The organism is Gemmatimonadota bacterium, from assembly GCA_026702745.1.
Lineage (GTDB): Bacteria > JAAXHH01 > JAAXHH01 > JAAXHH01 > JAAXHH01 > JAAXHH01.
In genome coordinates, this window is record JAPPBT010000051.1 from 23,285 (window position 1) to 43,697 (window position 20,413).

The following is a 20,413-nucleotide window of genomic DNA, read 5'->3' on the forward strand; positions in this document are numbered from 1 at the left end:
ACTTCCTGTCTTCACCGACGTAGTCTTTCCGATAATACACACCGTCCCGAATTAATCGCCTTCCTTCTCGCTCTTGCTGATCACCACAAGGGTAGGAGAGTCACCCACCCCTTTTTCGTATGGAACGGTGGCCTCCCATACCATGCCCTGCGCCTCCATGACTGACGCTGCCGATTCGATCTCTGCTTCCGGGCCGGGACCCTTGTAGCAGACCAGCTTCCCTCCTGGTTTCAGAACAGGCCCGCTCCAATTCACAAGCCGACCGATCGAGCCGACGGCCCGCGCCACCGCGGCGTCATACATGCTGTCCGGTGCACACTTCGGCAACTGTTCCATCCGCATATTGCAGACTTTCATATTATCCAGCGATATTGCCCGCCTCACCGCCTTAAGAAAGGCGCATTTCTTCTGGTTTGATTCGACTGCCACAAAGTGGGTTTCAGGAAGGAAGATGGCGAGTGGAACCGCAGGGAAACCGCCGCCGCTCCCGATGTCTACGATCAAGCCGTCCCTGGAAAGGACACCCTTCAGGGCCGGCATGAGCGAATCGAGGAAATGGCGCGATGGAATACGTTCCAGATCGTTCGTGGATATAACTTTAAGTACGTGATTTACGCGGCGTATTTCGTAGAGGTATCGCTCGTATGCCCCGATTCTACGGGCGTCCAGCGGATGACCAAGCTGCTCCATGCTATGAACGAATTGTTCTATGGAGTCCATGTCATGACTTGGAATGTTCCACGTGGAACATCCGGTTTTCGTTGTCGGTATCTTCGGTGTGGGACAAAGCCATAACACGTTCGAGATGCACTACGAGAATGGATATGTCGGCTGGCGTCACACCCGGGATCCTTGACGCCTGTCCCACGTTTGCCGGCCTAATGCTGACCAGCTTTTCACGTGCTTCATGGGACATAGCCCGGATGGAAGCGTAGTCGAAGTCTTCGGGGATCTCGCGAGATTCCCAGGACCGCATGCGTGCGATTTCCTTGTGCTGGCGCTCGAGGTAACCGGCGTATTTAACCGCCGTCTGTATCTGGCTGATGACAGATGGTTCATGGTCCATGGGATTTGGGTCTACGGTATAGAGGTCGGAATACTGTATCTCCGGGCGGGAAAGCAGCTTGTACAGGGACACGGGTTCAGATACCGGTGTCGACGACCTGTTCTCCAGTATGGGATTTATACATTCCGCAGCCACGTATTCCCTCTTCAGCCGGTCCGTTTCCACTTCCACCAGACGGCGCCGGCTTACCGTGGCCTCGTGTCGTTCCCTTGAAATCACACCGATTTCGAAAGCACGGTCGGACAGGCGCATATCCGCGTTGTCGTGCCGCAACAGCAGTCGGTATTCCGCACGCGAAGTAAACATCCGGTAGGGTTCGTCCGCTCCCTTCGTGATGAGATCGTCGACCATTACGCCGATATAGGCCTCGCCCCGATCGAGGGTGAACGGCGGGCGGCTGCTGACCTTCAGCGCGGCATTGATACCGGCCAGAACGCCCTGAGCCGCGGCTTCTTCATAGCCCGTGGTACCGTTGATCTGTCCCGCGAGGAACAACCCGTCGACCTGGCGCGTTTCCAGGGACCGGGACAGGTTGTCGGGTGGAATGAAATCGTATTCGACGGCGTATCCGAACTGGAGGATCTCCGCCTGCTCCAGGGCCTTGATCGTGTGCAGCGCACGGTCCTGTACCGGTTCCGGAAGGCTGGTGGAGAAGCCGTTTACGTATACTTCGTCGGTATTCCATCCCTCGGGTTCCAGGATGATCTGGTGACTGTCCCGGTCGGGGAACCGTACGATCTTGTCTTCGACGGATGGACAGTACCTGGGACCGCGGCCGGTGATCCGGCCAGAGTACATGGGCGACTGGTCCAGCGCGGAACGGATAATGTCATGGGTCCGGGCGTTCGTGAAGGTCAAATAGCACGGCAGCTGCTCATCGGGCGGCGACAGCCTGTCCTGGGAGAAATGTTCGGGAAACTCGTCCCCGGGGATGATCTCCAACTCACTGTAATCTATGGATTTACCATCCACTCTGGGCGGCGTGCCGGTCTTCAGCCGGCCGATATCGAACCCCAGGTCCCGCAGGGAATCGGACAACTCCGTGGCCGCTCTTTCTCCGAGACGTCCTCCGGGTGAATTGCTCGCGCCGCGATGCATGACGCCGTTAAGAAAAGTGCCCGAAGCCACGACCACGGCACGGCAGGATATGGCGCGTCCATCGCTGGTCCGGACGCCCGTCACGCGACCCTGATCGACGTCCAGCCACGCGACCTCGCCTTCCACCACCGTCAAGTTCGGCGTCTCCCCGATAACCCGCTGCATGTAGTCCCGGTAGGCCACGCGGTCATTCTGGGACCTCAGGGACTGTACCGCCGGACCCTTGCGCGTGTTCAGCATCTTGACCTGCACGGCTGTCGCGTCCGCAGCCTTGCCCATTTCGCCGCCGAGCGCGTCGACCTCCCGAACGAGTTGCCCCTTTCCCAGGCCGCCGATAGAAGGGTTGCAGGACATCTGCCCTATTTTCGACGCATCAAGGGTAACGAGCGCCGTTTCCACGCCCATTCTCGCCGACGCCAGGGCGGCTTCGCACCCGGCGTGGCCTCCGCCGATGACGAGGACTTCAACCCATGTCAGCTGGTTGTTTTGCACCACTGCCTGGTCCCTGTTCCACGTGGAACATCATTTGCCGATGCAGAATCTGGAGAACACATGATCCAGCACGGCATCGCCGATTTCCTTACCCACGAGCACACCGAGCCGGTGCACGCTTTCCCTCAGATCGACGGCCGCCATTTCGCCGCCGAGACCTTCTTCCAGTACGCCGATCCCGCGGTCAAGACTCGTTTTTGCCTGGTCGAGCAGTTCGCTCTGACGGGCATTGACGACGAGTCCCGATTCGAAACCGGCAGGATCGAACCGCGCGATTTCGAGAATCGCTTCCCGAAGGCTTTCGAGGCCTTCGCCGAGTTTTGCGGAGGTCCGGATCCACCGGCCGCCCGCGGTCAATTCGATAAACGCGTCCGGATCGTAAGCGTCCAGATCGCACTTGTTCAATATAAACACGGCGGTCCGACCGGACAACATCTTCACCAGTTGCCGGTCGTCGTCGTCCGGCGGGCTTGACGCGTCGAACACAGCCAGGGGGATATCGGCCTTCTCCAGTTCCGTGCGCGACCGGATGACGCCCTGCTGTTCCACCCTGTCCGAGGTTTTCCGGATACCCGCCGTATCCACGAAGACGACGGGCACGCCCCGGATGTCGACGCTCTCCTCGATGGTATCCCGCGTCGTCCCCGATTCCGGATGCACGATCGCGCGGTCCCGTGACGTCAGCAAGTTGAGCAGGCTGGACTTCCCCACGTTCGGCTTGCCGAGCAGCGCGACCCGGACGCCGTCCCTCAGCACGCGCGTTTCGTGGGAGGACTTGATGAGGCGGTCCAGCGCTTCCCGGACGGGTCGGAGCTGGTCCAGGAAGGTCTGCGGCGACATATCGGGGATGCCCTCTTCGGTGAAATCAAGTGTAACTTCAATATATGCAATTATTTGTATTAGTGTTATCCTGAACTCGTCGACCTGTTGCGAACAGGTCCCGTTCAACTGCCTGAGGGCCGCCCGCGCGCAGGCGTCGGTCCGCGCCCGGATGAGTTCGCCCACCGCTTCCGCCTGCAGCAGGTCGATCCTTCCGTTGAGAAAGGCGCGCTTAGTAAACTCTCCCGGCTCCGCCAGCCGGGCGCCCGATCGGATCAGGACATCCAGGATCATCCCGCCCGGGACCATGCCGCCGTGACCGCTGAACTCGATCAGGTCTTCCCGGGTGTAGGTACGTGGCGACCTGAATACGGACATGAGCACTTCATCCACCCGCTCGCGGCTCCGGGGATCGACGACGTGGCCGTGATGAATGGTGTGCGTCCCGCACTCCGAAGGTCGGTTCGCGCCGTCGAAGACCCGGTCGGCAATGGCGAAAGCGTCGGGACCGCTCATGCGCACCACGCACAGTCCGCCCTCGCCGGGCGGCGTGCCGATCGCGGAAATGGTATCGTTCGGGGCCTGCGAGGTCATGGGATTAACGAGGCTTGCTGCCGCGCCCGGTGCCGCGCCCGGTGCCGCGCCCGGTGCGCTGCGGTCCTGTGCCCGGCCGGCCGTTGCCCGGCCGTCTGGAATCCTGCGGGTCGATGCCCTGCGGGTGCGTCATTTGGCGGGTTGTACGGGGAAGAACCGGTTCTGAAAGGCCTGCTGCACGATGGTCAGCACGTTGATCATGGTCCAGTACAGGATCAGTCCGGAAGGCAGGTTCATCATGATGAAGAACAGCACCGTGGGCATGATGTAGACGAACATGGCCTGCCGGGGGTCCTTCATCGTCATCTTGGACTGGATCAGCATCGTGGCCGCCATGAGGACGGGCAGCACGTAGTACGGATCCCGGAGGGACAGGTCCTGGATCCAACCGATGAATGGCGCGTCCCGCAGTTCGATCGTACTGCTGAAGATGGTGTAGAGCGCGATGAGGATCGGCATCTGCAGCAACAGCGGCAGGCAGCCGCCCAGCGGGTTCACCCCCGCGTCCCGGTACAGCTTCATCATCTCCTGGTTCAGCTTGGTCGAATCGTTCTTGTGCTTCTCCTTGAGCGATTCCATTTTCGGCTGGAGCGCGGCCATGCCCTGCGTGGCCTTCATGCTCTTGTGGGTCAGGGGAAAGAGCAGGATCTTCACGATGATGGACAGCACGATGATCACGACGCCGTAATTGGTGATGAACTGGTGCAGCCAGACCAGGGAAATGAGCGTGATCCGGCTGATCGGCTGTATGATCGTCCATCCGAGATCGACGGCGCCCTCGAGGCCGTAGCCGTAACTTTCCAGGGTATCGTAGTGGACCGGGCCGAGATAGAGGAGGAAATTGTCCACCAGGGGAGAGGCGAGTCCCATGGACAGTTCCGCGGCGATCTGCCGGTCGTCGTATTGGGCGCGCTGCACGGGCCGGCCGTTCAGCCGGTACCCCCTGGCCTTCCGGTCCACCGGCACCATGGCGGTGAAGAAATACTTGCTTCGCACGCCGACCCAGTGGGTCTCACCCGTGGTCTCGGGCCGCGGGTCTTCGAACTCGGTCCCGAGGTCTTCATCGATCACCGTGTCGTTGAGCGAGGCGAATCCCCTGAAGGCGTAAAGATCCTGGTCCCAGTCCCGTTCCGTCACGTTGATCCCGCCGCCCCACCGGAGATAATACTTGCTGCCCAGGGCCAGGTCCTGCCCGCCGTCGATCCTCACCTGGAGATCCACGGCGTAATCGTCCCGGTTGATCACGAAGGCCTTGGTGATGGTCAGGCCCCCCGGGGCGTCGGCCGTCAGCGTCACGGACCCCGAAGACTGTCCGGGACCCAGCACGACCGCGTCGCGGTCCGCGGCGAAGCGCAGGGCGCGGGTGCTGCGGGGGCCCCGCTCCGTGGTGAGGACGATGTCAGGGCCGGACTCTCGATCGGGGGGGACGAGTTCCACTTCTTCTCCGCCAATCCCCCTGTAACCCTTGAGTTTCCAGCTGGTTATCACACCGCCCATCGTATTGATCACACCCCGGAAGTACTGGTTTTCGACGACGATTTCACGGGGCGCCGGCGCGCCTTCGGCAGGAGGGAGAAACAGCACGCGTTCGGAGCGGTCCCAGCTGTCCGCGGCCAGGTTCTGCCGGGGGCGCTCTTCGGTACGGGGAGGTGGCGTCCGGCCGGGCTCCGATACGGCGGCGTCCGGCGGTGCTTCAAAGGACGGTCCAGTGGCATCCGGCGGCGCGTCGAAAGCCTGACCGGGGGTCTCGCCTGAAGGAAAGGCGCCCGCGGGATCGTCCCCGGTCGCGAAATCCCCCGGCTGCTGCTGCGGTACCGTCCGGTCGACCTGGGCAGGACGCTGGGGCGCGTACATGGGGTATATAATGTAGTAGTAACCGATCCAGGTCAGAATGATCAGTCCGAATGCGCCGAGTACCCGTTTTTCCATGGTCGTTGTGATTCCGGGGTTTCAAGCCGTGGCATGCGGCTAATCGCGTGGTCCGTCCGGTGCGCCAAGTGCACCTGTCCCGGTTGTTCCGACGGGCACGCCCGATTCGGCCGGCACGCCTGATTCGACGCAGCAATCCTGTACGCCCGGCCCGGGTGATCCGTCCGGTTGCTCCACCGGATCGTAACCGCCCGGGTGAAAGGGATGGCAACGCAGCAGCCGCCACACGGCCATGCGGGTCCCGGTGAACAGGCCTTTTCGTTCCAGTGCTTCGATGGCGTAATTCGAACAGGTGGGGGTAAACCTGCAGCTTGGCGGGAGGAGCGGGGAGATGACGAGCCGATAGCCGCGGACGCCCCAGACGAGCGTGGTCGTAATTGCCCTGGTCAGCCGTTTCCACATAAGCGTGTCACCGCGGTACGGTAGAGGGACAGGAACTCTTCGTTCATCTGGCGGTAGGTCCATTCCCGGTCGGAACTGCGGGCGATCAGCACCAGATGCACCCCCCTCTTCAGGCGGCATCTGTTCAACCGGTAGATTTCCCGCATTCTCCGGCGGACCAGATTCCGCTTGACCGCGCCGCCGTAGTGCCTGGTCACGATGAAACCGACCCGGCGCTCGAGCCGGTCCGGACACGCGGCCAGAGACAGGGTCATCGAACGTCCGCGGACGGTCAGTCCGCATTTCCTGACCCGTTCGAACTCCCACCGGTGTCTCATGCGTTCGTCGTGGGGAAAACGTCGGGAACCGGCGGCCATGGTGCATCGGTCCTGCCGCGTTCGGGCGGCGCCTAAACGGCGACGCGTACCCTTCCCTTGGCCCGTCGGCGGTTCAGTATCAACCGTCCCGCCCTGGTGCTCATCCTTCGACGAAACCCGTGCCTGCGGTGCCGCTTGAGATTGCTCGGCTGAAAGGTCCGCTTCATCGTTTACTCCCGTTTTTTCTTCCTGTTTTCACAAAAACAACAACCCTCCATATTACCCCCGAAGCGCGATTAAGTCAAGTTGTTTTTGGTCTTTCCAGGGGAGCAAATCTTTTCGAGATATTCTCTTGACAGTACCCCGCTCACCATACATACTAATTTGAAGATACGACCCGCAACGTTTCCGCCTGCCGTGGATTTGTTGTCGCACCTAACACCACCTTAATTGTAGTAATTTCAACAATTTAGCATGTTACATGCGAGCGTACGAGTATGTTTTCGGACCGAAAAACCACCGGTCCGTTCACAGGCTTTCCAGTCCCTTCAGTCCACAAGGTAATACGCAATGAAGCAGGAAGATCCTGCACAGCTCTGGTCGGTGTGTTTATCGGAACTGAGGGGCATGATGCCCGCGCAGACGTTCGCGACCTGGTTCGAGCGGACAAGGGGGCATGACGTAACACCGGATAGATTCACGATCGAGGTACCGAACCCGTTCTCCGGCGAACGGATGCTGAAGCGGTTTCACGACAAGATCAGCCAGGTCGTGACGACCCAGCTCGGTCGCCAGGTCGTCATTGACTATCACATTTTCGAGGGCAATTCGCAGATCATCCCGGTGCTTACCGACTTGCCCTCCTACGTGACGGACCGGGCGGACCGGGCAGACCGGGCGGACCGGGCGGATCAGGCGGACCGGGAACATCAGGCCGCGGGCGCAACGGAATCGGACAACCTCTACGACAACTACACCTTCGAGAACTTCGTCGTGGGGGAATGCAACGACTTCGCCCACGCGGCGTCCCTGGCCGTGGTGAAATCCCCGGGCCAGCAGACCTTCAATCCCCTGGTCATCTACGGCGGTGTCGGCCTGGGCAAGACCCACCTGGCGCAGGCGATCGCCCACGAATCGAAGCGGCTCGGTACTGTCGACCGAAGCAGGTACGTCACGTCGGAGATCTTCTACAACGAGTTCATCGAGTCCATCCAGGAAAAGAAGACGAAGGAGTTCGCGCAGACCTACCGGAACGTCGACCTGCTGATCGTGGACGACATCCAGTTCTTCTGCAAGGGGCACAAGGACCGAACCCAGGAGGAGTTCTTCCACACCTTCGACGTGTTGCGGCAGAAGGGCAAGCAGATCGTCCTGACCAGCGACCGGATACCGAAGGAGCTTTCCGGCCTGGAGGAACGGCTGGTGTCCCGGTTCGAGTGGGGGCTTCTCGCGGACATGAAGCCGCCCGACTACGAGACCCGGGAGGCCATTCTACAGAAGAAGGCGGACAAGGACGGACTGTCGCTCAGCCCGGACGTCATCGCCTATATCGCCGACCGCGTCGCATCGAACATCCGGGAGCTGGAAGGCGCCGTGCTCAGCCTGCTGGCCTACGCGTCGCTGAGTCACTGCGACATCACCATCGAAGTGGCGAAGCGGGTGCTGAGCAACAAGATCCGCAGAAAACAGCGCTCCGTGGGAATGGACGACATTCAAAAGGCCGCGGCCGGCCATTACGGCGTGCCCGTCGAGGATCTCGCCGCGAAGACACGGAAGAAGCACGTCGTGGCGGCCCGCCAGGCCGCCATGTATCTTTGCAGGGACATGACCCGCGCGTCGCTTAAGGATATCGGCGCGGTTTTCGGCAAGAGAGACCACACCACCGTCATACACGCCTGCCGGACGGTCGAGAAGCTTCTTTTGTCCGACGAAAACCTGCACGAAGACCTCGACAAGATCAGGAATGCCCTTTCATAGCCCCGCCTGCTGTCAAGCAACACTCTCCACACTGTCATATCCCCCGCAACCTGTGGATAACTCGATGGTTATCCACATTTTGTCAACAATTATCACCTCCTGTAACTTCTGATCCCACAATACGTTGCATAGTGTATTTACCGAATTTCCACACCAATCCACCAGGGTTAATGCACCGGAGTGTGGAAAGATCTCCGCCCGCAGTTAAAAAAGGCCTCGTTTCGGCCTGGAACAGACCTCGGAACGGTTTTCATACGTCCGACTGCTCATCGGCGTGGATCAGGCACATTTCCGGACTGGAGATGATGTGGATAACCCGGGGGATAAGGGGACGCGGAGTGTCAATGATTTGTGTATAACTGGCTGATTTGTCCCCTATTGGTTTCTAGTGTGTGGATTATGTGGATAAACAAGTGTTTAGGTGCCTGTTTCTCCACATCTTTGTTTTTTTGCAAATTATTGAATTTATTGTTGGTTATCATCACTAATGCGTATTTATGCACATATCCACATTCCTTATTAGTATTATTCCTTTCTTATACATACATAATACAATAGATAGTATACACAATATATTGTACGATTTCAGAGACATACCGCTACGTTCTACAATATAGGGTGGTTTTGCCTCACAAAACCCTTGCGCTGTCCCGAGCGTAATCTATATTATATTCAATAATAGTAATAGGTTACTGTACAATAAACCTCCCCGGTTCATTCTGTGCAGTGCGGATCCGACGAGGTAACCGGCGAAGAACGCCCTGAAGGCTGCCCAAAGGAGTACCCTGTGAAAATCACCATTCCGTCCAGTTCCACCCTCATGAGCGGTATTCAGACCGTCCTGAACGTCGTTCCGCCGAAGACGACCCTTCCTATCCTGTCCAACATGCTGCTGGAGACGGAAGACGGCCACCTGACCATAGGGGCCACCGACCTGGACATATTCATCATGACCAGGATCCCCGCCCAGATATCGGGAGAGGGATCGATCACGGTGCCTGGAAGGAAATTCGCGGAAATGGTGCGCGAGCTGCCCGACGCGCCCGTGGATATCGAGGTGGACGGGGTCAAGGTGATCATCCGGTGTGACCGCGGGGTTTTTCGCCTGGTGGGCATCAGCAAGGACGAGTACCCGGCACTGCCGGACGTGGCGTCCGATCAGACCATTGAGATACCCTCGTCTTCGCTGCAGCGGCTGATCCGCAAGACAGTGTACGCCGTATCGAAGGACGAGATCCACCCGAGTCTCTGGGGCGCGTTCCTCCGCATAGGCCGGGGTGCCGTCCGGATGGTGGCCACCGATGGGCACCGGCTGGCCAAGACGACGCTCCCCTGCGATGTTTCCGATGCGGCCACGGAAGGGATCATCGTGCCGCCCAAGGCGCTGAACAACCTCTCGCGCCTCATCGGGGAATCGGACTCGCCGTCCCGGATCACCATCGGCGAGAACCACGTCCTGTTCGAACTGGAGAATGCCCGGTTGTTCGCCAGGCTGATCGAAGCGACCTATCCGGACTACGAACGGGTGATTCCCACGGGCAATGACAAGGTGGTCAAGGTGAACCGCGAGGAGCTCGAGAGCGCCGTCCGCCGCGTGTCCGTGCTGTCCAATCCCTCCACCCGGCAGATCCGGTATTCCTTCCGGCCGGGATTCGTCGAACTGAGTTCCTTCAGCCACGATATCGGCGGCGAGGCCCGGGAAGAGGTGCCGGCCGAATACGAAGGCGAAGCCATGGACACGACCTACGATTTCCGCTACCTCCTCGACGTCGTGGAGCGGATAGAGAGCGAGGAAGTGGTTTTCAAACTGGATACGCCGGTCAGCGCGGGGATTATCACCCCCTCCCGGGAGGAATCGGAGGGCGAGGACTACGAGTGCCTGATCATGCCCTTCAGGACGACCGAGGCGGAAAGCTAAGGTGCACCTTCAAGGGCTGTCCCTCAGCCATTTCAGGAATTACGCATCCCTGTCGCTGGCCTGTGATTTGCAAACGAACGTTTTCATCGGATCGAACGGACAAGGAAAGACCAACCTCCTGGAAGCGGTTTACTACCTGTGCGTGGCCCGGTCCTGCCGCGAGGCACAGGACCGGGATCTCGTGCGCATGGGGGCGGACCACTTCCTGATACAGGGACAGGGCCGGTCCGCGGAGGGCAGGGAGGTCGAGGTACAGATCCGATACGCCCGCCCGTCGGGGAAGAAGGTCTTTGTAAACGAGTCGCCCCAGCGGAACCTGTCGGACCTGTATGGAATCCTGGCGGCCGTCGTGATCTCGCCGGACGACCGGAGGCTGGTCCAGGGCTCGCCGGGCTCGCGACGGCGGTTCCTCGACATCGCGATCTCGCAGTCCAACGCGCCGTATCTTACGGCCCTGCAGGAATACAGGCGGGTAGTCCGGCAACGCAACGAGGCTTTGCGCGCGCACCAGGAGCGGCCGGGGAGGACGGAGGACCTGGAGGTCTGGAACGCCCCGCTGGTCGCGCTGGGCAGCCGCATCATGAGAAAGCGGGTGGAAGTCGTCGAGGACCTGAAGGAAGAAGCCGGCCGCATTCACGCCGCCGTGAGCGACGACAACGAGTGCCTCGAGATCGCCTACGCGCCGTCCTTCGAATACGAGGCGCTTGCCGATATCGAGCAGGCCTTCGAGGAGGCGCTGGACCGCGCCGCGCCGCGGGAGAGGGCGCGGTGCATGACGGAGGTGGGGCCCCACCGGGACGACCTGTCCATCCGGATGAACGGGGTCTCGCTGCAGGCCTTCGGGTCGCAGGGACAGCACAAGACGGCGGCGACGGCCCTCAAGCTGGCGGAAGCCCGCTTCCTGTGGCGCCGGCTGCAGGCCCCGCCCCTGCTGCTGCTGGATGACATATTCGCGGAGATCGACGCCGCCAGGACGGGCCGCCTGATGGAAATGGTACCGGCCTACGGCCAGACCTTCATTACGACGGCCAAGGAAAGTGATATCGGGGACTACAACCGGGGGATCACCCGGTTCCGCGTCCACGGAGGCGCGGTGACGCCCTATGACTGAGGATCCGAACGTGACGCGACGGAAGAAGGCCACCACCCTTGGCGACGCGCTCCGGGAACTGGTGCGCAACCTCGGCATGGAAGGCAAGCTGGAGGAGCAGCAGGCCGTGGACCATTGGCCCCGGATCGTCGGGGAGCGCGTCGCGGCGCATGCGCGGGCAGTCTTCTTCGACGGCGGAAAGCTGTTCGTGGAGTGCGACAGCGCCACCTGGAGCCAGGAACTGCACTACATGAAGCCGGACATTCTGAACCGACTGGACCGGTCTTTCGGAAGACCCCTGGTCCGGGACATCATATTCACCAATACCAGAAGGTAAAATCGATGTCAGAAACACGGGAAAACACGCCGGATAGCCTGGACAACCTGGAAAACCCGGACAACCTGGACCGCTCCGGGAACACGAACACGCCGGACAACCTGGACCGCCAAGGCCGTCCGGACCACTCGAATGGTCCGGAATCGCCGGAGTCGGACTCCGGCACCCCGGATGCCGATCAGTACGACGCGGAGAACATCCAGGTCCTCAAGGGGCTCGAGGGGGTTCGCAAGCGCCCCGCCATGTACATCGGGAGCACCAGCGCCTCCGGCCTGCACCATCTCGTGGAAGAGGTGATGCAGAACGCCATCGACGAGCATCTCCAGGGATTCGGCGATACGATCAAGGTATACATCGAAGAAGACGGGCGGATCACCGTGATCGACAACGGACGCGGCATTCCGGTCGAAATGCACCCGACGGAGAACCGGCCGGCCGTGGAAGTCGTCATGACCATGCTCCACGCCGGCGGGAAGTTCGACAACAAGTCCTACAAGGTATCGGGAGGCCTGCACGGCGTGGGCGTGTCGGTGGTCAACGCGCTGGCCGAATGGCTGGTCGTCGAAGTGCGCCGGGACGGCAAGATCTACTACCAGCGCTACGAGCAGGGCATCCCCGTATGCGACCTGGAGGTCCGGGGCGAGACGACGGAGAACGGGACGACCGTCTCCTTCAAACCCGACGACGAGATCTTCGACTCGACGGAGTTCAATTTCGACCACATCGCCCACCGCTTCCGGGAACTGGCCTTCCTTAACCGCCACATGCGCATCGAGCTGCATGAGGAAGCCAGGGGCAAATCCGCCATTTTCGAGTACCGCGGGGGCATTGTCGAGTTCGTCGAGTACCTGAACGAGAACAAGACGGCCATCCACGACACCATCGGCATCCGCCAGGAACGGGACGGCAACCAGATCGACGTCGCCTTCCAGTACAACGACGGCTACCAGGAGAACATCTTCACCTACGCCAATACCGTGCGGACTTCGGAGGGCGGCTTCCACCTCGTGGGCTTCAAGACGGCCCTCACCCGTTCCATCAACAACTACGCCCAGCGGAACAACCTGCTGAAGAACCTCAAGGTGCCCATCACCGGAGACGACACGCGGGAAGGGATCACCGCCATCGTGAGCGTGATCATCCCCGATCCCCAGTTCGAGGGGCAGACCAAGGAGAAGCTCGGCAACAGCGACATTCGCGGCGTCGTGGAGTCGGTGGTCGGCGAGGGGCTCTCCGTGTACCTGGAAGAACATCCGGCCACGGCGAAGAGGATCGTCGAGAAATGCATCCAGGCGGCGGTTTCCCGCGACGCCGCCCGAAAGGCGCGGGAACTGACCCGCCGGAAGAGCGCGCTGGAAAACACCACCCTGCCCGGGAAGCTGGCCGACTGCACCCTGAAGGACCCCATGGCCTGCGAGATCTACCTCGTCGAGGGCGATTCGGCCGGCGGCACGGCCAAGTCGGGCCGCGACAAGACCTTCCAGGCCATCCTCCCCCTCTGGGGCAAGCCGCTCAATGTGGAGAAGGCCCGCATCGACACGGTGCTGAGCAACGACAAGCTCCAGCCCATCATCACCGCGCTCGGGGTCGGCATCGACGAGGATTTCGACCTGTCCCGGCTGCGCTACGGGCGCGTGATCATCATGGCGGACGCCGACCATGACGGGCTGCACATCCGCACGCTGCTCCTGACCTTCCTGTTCCGCTACATGCGTCCGCTGGTGGAGCACGGCCACGTCCTGATCGCCCAGCCGCCGCTCTACCGCGTGCGCAAGGGACGCCGGGAGGACTACCTCAAGAACGACCGGGAGCTCTGGGAATACCTGCTCAACCAGAGCGTGGACCGCACGAAGGTGCAGCGGGCGGACGCGAACGGCAACGGGCACGCCCTGACCGAAGACAAGCTGCTGGCCCATCTCCGCGAGATGATGGACTTCGAAGAGCAGCTCGGACGGCTGGTCAAGACAGGCATGAAGCGCGAACACATCCTGGATATGCTGAGAGACCGGGACCAGTACGACGCATACCGGAGGGAGCTGCGCGACCAGGCTGCAGTACGAAAAGCGCAGGAGGAAGCCGGCGAAGTCCCGGTGCCCGTGGATCCCGTCGAAGAGGCCCTGGACCCCTCCCTGTACGGCCGCCTTCGGAAGCTGTGCCTCCGGCTGGAGGACGTCATCGACAGCGAGATGGTGGTCAGCACGGACAAGACCGAGAAGCGGGTCAGGGGCGTCGGCAAGCTGATCGACGCGGTGCTGGACGTGGGGCGCGAAGGCGCCACCATCTCGCGGTACAAGGGGCTGGCCGAGATGGACGCCGAGGAACTGTGGCAGACCACGATGAACCCCGAAACCCGCACGCTGCTCCGGGTCACCCTGGACGACGCGGTGGAGGCGGACCGGATCTTCACGATCCTCATGGGCGACAACGTGGCCGCGCGAAACGATTTCATCCAGCGGAACGCCCTGCTGGTCAACAACCTGGACCTGCACTGATACCTGGCGCCTGCCCGGCGCGATCACAACATGAATTAACACGTTCAAGGGGAAAGCATGGCGGTAGAACAACACGACAACATCCAGCCGATCTTCATCGAAGACGAGATGAAGAGTTCCTATCTCGATTTCTCCATGAGCGTGAACCTGTCCCGGGCGATCCCGGACGTCCGCGACGGGTTCAAGCCGTCCCAGCGGCGCATTCTCGTGGCGATGCGCGACCTGAACCTCACGCCGGGACGGCCCACGCGGAAGTGCGCCAAGATCGTCGGCCAGACGATCGGGGACTACCACCCCCACGGCGACCTGGCCGTGTACGATACCCTCGCGCGGATGGCCCAGCCCTTCAGCATGCGCTACCCCATGGTCTTCGGCCAGGGCAATTTCGGGTCCATCGACGGCGATCCGCCGGGCGCCATGCGGTACACCGAATCGCGCATGTCCCGCCTGGCCATCGAGATGATGGAGGATATCGACAAGAACACCGTCGATTTCATGCCCAACTACGACGAGTCGAAAGACGAGCCGACCGTGCTGCCGGGCAAGTTCCCCAACCTGCTCTGCAACGGCTCCCTCGGCATCGGCGTGGGCATGGCCTCCAACCTCCCGTCCCATAACCTCAGCGAAGTGGTGGACGGCATCGTGGCGGTGATCGACCACCCGGAAATCACGATCGGGGAGCTCGCCGCGCACATCCAGGGACCCGATTTCGCCACCGGCGCCATCATCTACGGCCGCAACGCGATCAACGAGTATTTCCACACCGGCCGCGGGAAGATCAAGGTGCGCGCCCGCACGACGATCGAGGTGCACGAGCAGAGCGAAAAGGAAACCATCGTCGTCACGGAGATCCCCTACAAGGTCAACAAGTCCAGCCTGATCGAGAAGATCGCCGACCTCGTCCGGGAAAAGCAGATACTGGGCATTACCGACATCCGGGACGAGTCGGACCGGTCGGGCATGCGCATCGCCATCGACGTGCGGCGGGACATCCCGGGCAACATCGTGCTCAACCACCTCTTCAAGATGACGCCGCTGGAGACCACCATCGGCGTCACCATGCTGGCGCTCGTGGACGGGCGGCCCCGGGTCCTGAACATCAAGGAGTGCATCCAGCACTTCATCGACCACCGCCACGAGGTGCTGGTGCGCCGGACCACCTTCGACCTCGAGAAAGCCGAGCAGCGGGCCCATATCGTGGAAGGCCTGCGCGTCGCGCTGGACAATGTGGACCGCGTGATCGAAGTCATCCGCGGCTCGCATACCGGCGAGGAGGCCATGGAGGTCCTGGGCGACGAGTTCGGCCTGTCCCGCGCCCAGGTCGAGGCCATCCTGGACATGCGCCTGCAGCGCCTGACCGGGCTGGAAAGAGACAAGCTGGAGGAAGAATACGAAGAGCTGGTCGCGCGGATCGCCGATTACCGGGACATCCTCTCGCGGCTGGAACGCCGGATGCAGATCATCAAGGACGAGATGATCGACCTGAAGGAGCGCTACGGCGACGAGCGGCGGACCGAGCTGATCGACATCGAGGGCGATCTCAGCATCGAGGACCTGATCGCCGACGAGGAAATGGTCATCACCATTTCCCACGCCGGTTACGTCAAGCGCCTGCCCATGGACACCTACCGCAGCCAGAACCGCGGCGGCAAGGGGATCACCGGCATGAAGACCCGGGAAGAGGATTTCGTGGAGCACCTCTTCTCCGCCTCGACCCACTCCTATATCCTGTTCTTCACGAACCGCGGCAAGTGCTACTGGCTCAAGGTGTGGGAGATCCCCGAAGCCGGCCGCACGGCCCGGGGCAAAGCCGTCGTCAACCTGCTGCAGCTCGACCAGGGGGAGAGCATCGCGGCCTTCCTGCCGATCCGGAACTTCGACGACGAGCACTATATCCTGATGGTGACGCGAGGCGGCCTGGTGAAGAAAACCGTGCTGTCGGCCTACGGGAATCCCCGGCGGAACGGCATCGTGGCGCTGAACATCCTCGAGGGCGACGCCCTCATCGAGGCCTTGCTGACCGACGGCGACAACGACATCGTCATCGCCAGCCGGAACGGACAGGCCGTCCGTTTCCACGAGAGCGACGTCCGGACGATGGGCCGGGGCGCACAGGGGGTGCGGGGCATACGTCTCGGCGAAGGCGACCGGGTCGTGGGGATGCTGGCGTCGGATCGGGACACCACGCTGCTCTCCGTGACGGAGAACGGCTACGGGAAGCGGACGGACATCGAGAACTACCGGCTGACCCGCCGCCACAGCAAGGGCGTGAGCAACATACGCACCAGCGAGCGTAATGGGCCCGTCGTGTCGATCCACGCGGTCTCCGACGAAGACGAGTTGATGATCATTACCACGAACGGCCTCATCATACGCCTGCCGGTCCGCGACCTGCGCCCCATCGGCCGGAACACCCAGGGCGTCCGGCTCATCAACCTGGGCGAGGGGGACCGGGTGATCGATGTTTCCCGGATTACGCCGGGCGACGAAGAGGACGATCCGGCGACTTCCGAAGACGATTCCACGCCGTCCGAAGCGGCCGAATCACCCGGATCGGACGGTGACGAGGAGGGTTGAAAAAAGCGCTTGACACGTTAGGCGCGCACCCTATATTTCGTCCGTTCTTCAGGAGGAAAGGCCTTTCGTTCCGAGGCTGCACTGGTGTAAAGCGAGGGTACAATGAGCGGGATCTGCCCCGAATGTGGCGCCGAGATCACCCTGGACTATGATGTCGTGGTCGGCGAAATCATCACGTGCCCGGAGTGCGGCGCGGAACTGGAAGTGATCAGCGTCGGCCCACTGGAGTTCGCACTGGCACCGGAAGAAGAGGAAGACTGGGGAGAATAGGCCCACGGTCTAGTCGGCGGTTTCGAGCACATACGGGATATCAAGGAAATCAAGATGAGCAAACGAATGAAACATAAACATGGTAAACATGATTGTGATTTACGTTCGTCCGCTCATCGGGCCCCACGGTAATCCTGCGAAAGGGATTACGGGGCCACGGGAACAGTTGGGAGCCGTGTTCCTCTTCGATTGAGCGAAGAGGCCGGCTCTTTTTTTTTGCACGCGGGGCAAGGGAACACCGGATATCCGGAAGGACGCGGTATATCCGGAAGGACGCGGGATCTATGGTATTGGGCATCGTGCTGTCGCGTATCAGGAAGGACGAGAAACGGTTGATCGCCGAGGCGCGCCGCCGCGGCATCAACGTGAAGACGATCGACAACACGCGGCTGGTCTTCGAACTGGACCGGCGCCACATGGAACTGGATGGGGTCCTGGAGCGCTGTATCGATCACCATCGCGCCGTGTACGCACTGACCGTCTTCGACCACTGGGGCATACCGACGGTGAACCGCCAGTCGGTGGTGGAGACATACGGGAACCGGTTGCTGACGTCCCTGGCCTTGCGGGAGAACGGGGTGCCGGTGCCGGAAGTGCGCGTGGCCTATACGCCGCGTTCCGCCCTGGAAGCCATGGAGGACATGGGGTACCCGGTCGTGCTCCGTCCCGTGGAGGGCCCCGAGGGCCAGCTCGTTTCCCGCATAGGGGACAAGTATACGGCGGCGACGGTCCTGGAGCACAAACGCATCCTCGGCGCCTATCACCACTCCATATTCTTCATGCAAAAGCACATCGATACGCCCGGACACGACATCAGGGCGTACGTGGTCGGTGACGAGACAGTGGCCGCCGTATCGGTGCTGACCCATCACTGGATCGGGACCATCACCGCCGGCGGCCTGATGAAGCAGGAACCCGTCACGGAGGAACTGAACGACCTGGCGGTCGCCGCCGTCCGGGCAATCGGCGGCGGTATCGCGGTGGTGGATATGGTACGCACGAAGGACGCCTGGTTCGTGCAGGAGATGGGCCCGCCGTCCGGGCTTTCGGACGCGTCGGACGCCACCGGGGTCAATATCCCGGGGAAGATCATGGACTACGTGGCGGACGCCGTGGCGCGGGGGGGCGCGGTGTCTCGGCCGGACTCGGTATCGCGGGGAGGACGAAACTCGTGAAGATCGGCATGTTGCTGTCCATCGTTTCCACGGAACAGAAGATGCTCTTTGAGGCCGCGGCGAAACGGGGTATCGTCTTCGACCGGCTGGACGACCGGCGCATCGTCTTCGACCTGGAGAACCACCGGTACGACCACGACGTCATACTCGAGCGGTGCATCAACCACTCCAGGGCCCTCAACTCGCTGAAGATGCTCAATGCCGGCGGCATCAGGACCGTCAATACCTACGAGGTGGCCCGTGTGTGCGGCAACAAGTTCCTGACGACCATGGCACTGGTGGACCACGGAGTACCCACGCCGAAGGCCCGCGTCGCGTTCACAGCCGAGTCGGCGCTGGAGGAAATGGAATCCATGGGCTATCCCGTCGTGCTCAAACCGCCCATCGGTTCGTGGGGGCGCCTCATCGCGCGCGTGAACGACCGTCATGCCGCCGAAGCGGTGCTCGAGCACAAGGAGACCCTGGGGTCCTATCAGCATTCGGTGATCTACATCCAGGAGTACGTGGACAAGCCTGGCCGGGATATCCGGTCCTTCGTGGTCGACGGCGAGACCATATGCGCCGTTTACCGGTACTCGGACCACTGGAAGACCAATACCGCCCTGGGCGGGACGACGGCCGACTGTCCCGTGGAGGGCGAGGTGGGGACGCTTTCCGCCCGCGCCGCGGAAGCGGTGGGCGGCGGCGTGGTGGCCGTCGACCTGCTGGAATCGCCGGACGGGATCCTGGTCAACGAGGTCAACTACACCATGGAGTTCCGGAACAGCATCAAGCCGACGGGCGTGGACATTCCCGGCCGAATCATCGATTATCTGGTAAAGGTGGCCCAATCATGATCAAGGTGTCTATCGCCGGCGCGTCCGGCTATGGCGGAGGGGAACTGCTCCGCCTGCTCCTGTTCCACCCGGAAATCGAAATCGGACAGGTGACTTCGGAATCGCTTGCGGGCAAGCCCGTGGGCCGGTCCCATCCGAACCTGCGGCGGGTTACGGACCTCAAGTTCAGCGCCCTGGCCGACCTCGAGCCCTGCGATGTCCTGTGCCTGTGCCTGCCCCACGGGGAGGCCATGCAGAGGTGGGACGCCGTTTCCGGCCTGTCGGGCCGCGTCATAGACCTGAGCGCGGACTTCCGCCTGCGGGATCCGGCGGACTATCCGACCTGGTACGGACACACCCATGCCCATCCCGATGTCCTCGGCCGGTTCGTGTACGGCCTGGCCGAACTCTACCGGGACGAGATTCGGGAAGCGGAATGCGTCGCGTGCACCGGGTGCCTGGCCGCCACGGCGATCCTGTCGCTGGCGCCCCTCCTCAGGGCCGGGGCCGTCGATCCCTCCCGAATTTTCATGGAGGGGAAGATCGGCTCCTCCGCGGCGGGACACCGGGCCGACCGGTCCACCCACCACCCGGACCGCAGCGGGGCCGTGCGGTCCTTCAAGCCCACGGGACATCGCCACACGGCGGAGATCGTGCAGGAGCTCACCTTCGGCGGGCATGCACCCAAAGTCCATTTCTCGGCGACGGCCATCGAACTGGTGCGCGGCATCCTCATGACGACCCATGCCTTTGTGAACGACGGCCTGGCCGACAAGGATATCTGGGGCATCTACCGGGCGGCCTATAGCCGGGAACCCTTCATCCGCATCATCAAGGAACGCCAGGGCGTGTTCCGCTATCCCGATCCGAAGTTCCTCGCGGGCACCAATTACTGCGACATCGGGTTCGAGCGAGACGAGCACAGCGACCGGGTCGTGGTCATGGGCGCACTGGACAACCTGGTCAAGGGCGCGGCCGGACAGGCCGTGCAGGCCCTCAACATCATGCACGGGTGGGACGAACGGACGGGCCTGGAGTTTCCGGGCCTCCACCCGGTATAGGACGG

17 protein-coding genes are annotated in these 20,413 nt (G+C 61.8%); 10 read left to right on the top strand and 7 right to left on the bottom strand.

What is annotated here, in order from left to right:
• Positions 1–51: 51 nt before the first annotated feature.
• From rsmG to rpmH, 7 genes are all read right to left on the bottom strand, one after another.
• Positions 52–720: a 16S rRNA (guanine(527)-N(7))-methyltransferase RsmG gene (gene rsmG / locus OXH56_07885; protein ID MCY3555226.1), complete on the bottom strand. Its 669-nt coding sequence runs from the start codon at positions 718–720 to the stop codon at positions 52–54.
• A 1-nt stretch (position 721) separates the two neighbouring features.
• Positions 722–2,656, bottom strand: a complete 1,935-nt coding sequence (mnmG, locus tag OXH56_07890) for a tRNA uridine-5-carboxymethylaminomethyl(34) synthesis enzyme MnmG (GenBank protein ID MCY3555227.1) — start codon at positions 2,654–2,656, stop codon at positions 722–724.
• Between the two features lie 30 nt (positions 2,657–2,686).
• The gene (gene mnmE, locus OXH56_07895; protein MCY3555228.1) at positions 2,687–4,069 is read right to left on the bottom strand and encodes a tRNA uridine-5-carboxymethylaminomethyl(34) synthesis GTPase MnmE; all 1,383 of its coding nucleotides are present in this window, start codon (positions 4,067–4,069) and stop codon (positions 2,687–2,689) included.
• A 129-nt stretch (positions 4,070–4,198) separates the two neighbouring features.
• Positions 4,199–5,998 carry a membrane protein insertase YidC gene (gene yidC, locus OXH56_07900; GenBank protein ID MCY3555229.1) on the bottom strand — a complete coding sequence of 600 codons (1,800 nt, stop codon included), beginning with the start codon at positions 5,996–5,998 and terminating at the stop codon, positions 4,199–4,201.
• Between the two features lie 39 nt (positions 5,999–6,037).
• A complete protein-coding gene (gene yidD / locus OXH56_07905) occupies positions 6,038–6,400 on the bottom strand; it encodes a membrane protein insertion efficiency factor YidD (protein MCY3555230.1) in 363 nt (120 codons plus the stop codon).
• Entirely contained in the window at positions 6,385–6,756 is a 372-nt protein-coding gene (gene rnpA / locus OXH56_07910; GenBank protein MCY3555231.1) for a ribonuclease P protein component, read from the bottom strand. Before rnpA ends, yidD begins: the two co-directional genes overlap by 16 nt.
• Positions 6,757–6,788: 32 nt before the next feature.
• On the bottom strand, positions 6,789–6,923 hold the full coding sequence (gene rpmH / locus OXH56_07915) for a 50S ribosomal protein L34 (protein ID MCY3555232.1): 135 nt from the start codon (positions 6,921–6,923) through the stop codon (positions 6,789–6,791).
• A 343-nt stretch (positions 6,924–7,266) separates the two neighbouring features.
• Here rpmH and dnaA point away from each other — a divergent pair, with 343 nt between their 5' ends.
• The 10 genes from dnaA (at position 7,267) to argC (ending at position 20,408) form a co-directional block, all read left to right on the top strand.
• Positions 7,267–8,673, top strand: coding sequence for a chromosomal replication initiator protein DnaA (dnaA, locus tag OXH56_07920; GenBank protein MCY3555233.1), 1,407 nt, complete (start codon positions 7,267–7,269; stop codon positions 8,671–8,673).
• A gap of 787 nt (positions 8,674–9,460) precedes the next feature.
• Complete coding sequence (dnaN, locus tag OXH56_07925) at positions 9,461–10,591, top strand: DNA polymerase III subunit beta (protein MCY3555234.1); 1,131 nt, start codon at positions 9,461–9,463, stop codon at positions 10,589–10,591.
• 1 nt (position 10,592) lies between these two features.
• On the top strand, positions 10,593–11,702 hold the full coding sequence (gene recF, locus OXH56_07930; GenBank protein ID MCY3555235.1) for a DNA replication/repair protein RecF: 1,110 nt from the start codon (positions 10,593–10,595) through the stop codon (positions 11,700–11,702).
• Positions 11,703–11,712: 10 nt separating this feature from the next.
• A complete protein-coding gene (locus OXH56_07935; protein ID MCY3555236.1) occupies positions 11,713–12,018 on the top strand; it encodes a DUF721 domain-containing protein in 306 nt (101 codons plus the stop codon).
• Between the two features lie 5 nt (positions 12,019–12,023).
• Complete coding sequence (gene gyrB / locus OXH56_07940; protein MCY3555237.1) at positions 12,024–14,510, top strand: DNA topoisomerase (ATP-hydrolyzing) subunit B; 2,487 nt, start codon at positions 12,024–12,026, stop codon at positions 14,508–14,510.
• A 57-nt stretch (positions 14,511–14,567) separates the two neighbouring features.
• Positions 14,568–17,087 carry a DNA gyrase subunit A gene (gene gyrA, locus OXH56_07945; GenBank protein MCY3555238.1) on the top strand — a complete coding sequence of 840 codons (2,520 nt, stop codon included), beginning with the start codon at positions 14,568–14,570 and terminating at the stop codon, positions 17,085–17,087.
• Positions 17,088–17,189: 102 nt separating this feature from the next.
• On the top strand, positions 17,190–17,357 hold the full coding sequence (gene lysW, locus OXH56_07950) for a lysine biosynthesis protein LysW (protein MCY3555239.1): 168 nt from the start codon (positions 17,190–17,192) through the stop codon (positions 17,355–17,357).
• Positions 17,358–17,641: 284 nt separating this feature from the next.
• The gene (locus tag OXH56_07955) at positions 17,642–18,532 is read left to right on the top strand and encodes a RimK family alpha-L-glutamate ligase (GenBank protein MCY3555240.1); all 891 of its coding nucleotides are present in this window, start codon (positions 17,642–17,644) and stop codon (positions 18,530–18,532) included.
• Positions 18,529–19,368 (top strand): lysine biosynthesis protein LysX, encoded by an 840-nt coding sequence (gene lysX / locus OXH56_07960; GenBank protein MCY3555241.1) that lies wholly within the window; start codon positions 18,529–18,531, stop codon positions 19,366–19,368. Before OXH56_07955 ends, lysX begins: the two co-directional genes overlap by 4 nt.
• Positions 19,365–20,408, top strand: coding sequence for an N-acetyl-gamma-glutamyl-phosphate reductase (gene argC, locus OXH56_07965; protein MCY3555242.1), 1,044 nt, complete (start codon positions 19,365–19,367; stop codon positions 20,406–20,408). The genes lysX and argC overlap by 4 nt, the downstream gene beginning before the upstream one ends.
• Positions 20,409–20,413 lie beyond the last annotated feature (5 nt).